The organism is Enterobacter cloacae complex sp. 6730903 (genome assembly GCF_048283985.1).
Lineage (GTDB): Bacteria > Pseudomonadota > Gammaproteobacteria > Enterobacterales > Enterobacteriaceae > Enterobacter > Enterobacter hormaechei_C.
Genome location: NZ_JBLVXX010000122.1, coordinates 1 through 1,265, shown reverse-complemented (window position 1 = coordinate 1,265; position 1,265 = coordinate 1). Strand labels below are relative to the sequence as shown.

The 1,265-nt window shown below is 34.5% G+C and carries 1 protein-coding gene; it reads right to left on the bottom strand.

The features are described from left to right. Nucleotides 1-28 precede the first annotated feature (28 nt). A complete protein-coding gene (locus ACNQ0W_RS25095; protein WP_417933291.1) occupies nucleotides 29-1,204 on the bottom strand; it encodes a tyrosine-type recombinase/integrase in 1,176 nt (391 codons plus the stop codon). Between the last annotated feature and the right edge of the window lie 61 nt (nucleotides 1,205-1,265).

The following is a 1,265-nucleotide window of genomic DNA, read 5'->3' as shown; positions in this document are numbered from 1 at the left end:
CATTTTATCAGAGTTATATTTAATTAAATTATTCATCAAATTCTCCTTTGAATAGTTTCTTTTGTTGTTGAAGTGCAGTTTTTTTCGATAGCTCAAAAATATGCCTGCGATTATAAATCATTGAAGTTTCTGAACCCGGTCGCCATCCCATGAGATAAGAACGGATTTGTTGCTCTTTTTCATCGGATATGTCCTGATTCTTGTCTATTGCTTTCGAAAACTCATAATTCCATGTATGTCTGAGTTTGTGACCTGTCAATCCCCCTAGAAGTGAGGAGGATTGACGAACAACACTCACTATCTTATGGTATGAGGAAAATGACAGAGGTTGCCCTTGGGTCTTCCCTTCCTTATAGGTAATAAACAGAAAATCATGCTTATTAGCATTTTTAACTTTCCTACGATCATTCAAAATATAATCTGAAATTTCATATATAAGTTTTGTGTCAGCAATTAATTTTCTCTCACACGTCTTCACTAATGGCTGATAAACTCGTGGATCTGTTTTATCATTTGCTCTCCTTCTTATTGCGATTGTTGATTCTGCAAAATCCATATCGCCAATACGCAGATTCAAAAGTTCACCTGCTCTCAAACCAAAGCAATGTAATAGAAGGAATATTAGATTGTTTCTTTGTTGCACTTTTTCCGTAAACGGGTTCAAGTTACTCCCTGGCGAAAGTATGCTGAATAAAGAATCTAATTGTGCTTTGTCTAAGCTTTTTTCGATTTCCATATTATATTTATCATTATTCCTTGGTTTCTTTCTTTTTATGTTATTAATGAAAGCCATTACTTCCTTGAGAGTATTTTTCTGACCTGCATGTGAAAGAAGTATTTTGCACAACCATTCAAGATAGTTAGCGACTGTTGTAATGCGAAAATACTTAGTTGGTTTTTTGACATTTGAAACCATAAAATTACCATCCCCTCCATCTCGGAAATTTAATGAAGTGAATTCAATCAAATCCTCAATTTCATGAGGAGCGAGAAACAGCTTATTCTGGATTCTTTCATCAATATTGATATTTTTTCTCATAAAGAATCGATATAACAATGAAATGCTCCCAGCGATAACCTTCATTGTTGATATAGACTCTGAACGATTCCTGACTTGTGTTGTTATATACAAGTTTGGATAATACAATGGCTCACCAGTATCTTTATTTACAACATGACAATATCTCTCACCATTTTCGAACATAAAAGAATCCACACAAATACCTGTCTCTTATACACATCTGACGCTGCCGACGACTAACCTC

Bases quoted from the DNA above. Each gene is read 5' to 3' on its own strand.
- ACNQ0W_RS25095 (WP_417933291.1), bottom strand. From the start codon at position 1,204: ATGTTCGAAAATGGTGAGAGATATTGTCATGTTGTAAATAAAGATACT.